Source organism: Acinetobacter sp. WCHAc060042, assembly GCF_003231195.1.
Lineage (GTDB): Bacteria > Pseudomonadota > Gammaproteobacteria > Pseudomonadales > Moraxellaceae > Acinetobacter.
In genome coordinates this window covers 1-860 of record NZ_QKVN01000111.1, presented here as the reverse complement: position 1 = coordinate 860, position 860 = coordinate 1, and the positions used below count along the sequence as shown (strand labels likewise).

Sequence of the window (860 nt, the reverse complement as noted above, 5' to 3'; positions counted from 1 at the left end):
TTAGTTCCACTTTCAAATCAGGCTTTAGAGATTTTAAAAGACGTCATGCAGTGGTCATACGGTGAAAAATACCTTTTTGCTAGCCCACGCAAATACAATCAACCGATTCATTTTAATACTCTAAATATGGCCATACGTAAGATGGGGTATGGCAAACATCAATTATCTTCTCATGGATTACGTTCTACTTTTAGTACCATTTTGAATGACTCAGGTTTGTTCCAAGATAATTGGATTGAGGCACAACTTTCACATATTGATAAGAACCGTACCCGTGCCAGCTATAATCACGCTGACTATTTAGCTCAACGGACTGAAATGATGCAGTGGTGGGGTGATTATTTAAGTACTACTAAATGAAAATCGTACTTTTATACATAAACTTAAAACATTATGGGGTGTCAAATGGATAGTAAACAATATACTTACCGTGTTACATGGTCAGCAGAAGATAATGAGTATGTTGGGTTGTGTGCTGAGTTTCCATCATTGTCTTGGCTTGATGCGGATCAGTCTAAAGCATTCTCAGGAATAGAGGAGCTCGTTGCTGATGTTGTCGCTGATATGATTAGCAATAATGAAAAAGTTCCTACACCACTCTCCGGAAAAATATAGTGGTCAGTTTATTGTCATTATTCTCAGTGGTTTAACAAAAACTAGCCCTCGAAGCCGCAGAACGTAGTGTGGACATGAATCGTTTAGTATCAGTAAAAAGAGCTATGTAATTTTAGTCTGTACTAATGTCTAGTAGGAGTGAGTGATAGAGCAGGAACAAGAATTTATGCTTCATATATTCTGTAAATCGTATGAATTAATAGGTATTTTTAAAGAAAGTTTCTTTGATTTAGTGTCATTTTATT

The 860-nt window shown here is 36.0% G+C and carries 2 protein-coding genes; both read left to right on the top strand.

Annotation, left to right across the window (positions count from 1 at the left end; genetic code table 11):
* Positions 1-360: tyrosine-type recombinase/integrase (locus DPG01_RS18450; protein WP_162622380.1), on the top strand; the 360-nt coding region annotated here is incomplete at its 5' end.
* Between the two features lie 33 nt (positions 361-393).
* Positions 394-615, top strand: a complete 222-nt coding sequence (locus DPG01_RS18445) for an antitoxin HicB (protein ID WP_086374384.1) — start codon at positions 394-396, stop codon at positions 613-615.
* Positions 616-860 lie beyond the last annotated feature (245 nt).

Coding starts and splice junctions, on each gene's coding strand:
- DPG01_RS18445 (WP_086374384.1), top strand. CDS start 394: ATGGGGTGTCAAATGGATAGTAAACAATATACTTACCGTGTTACATGG.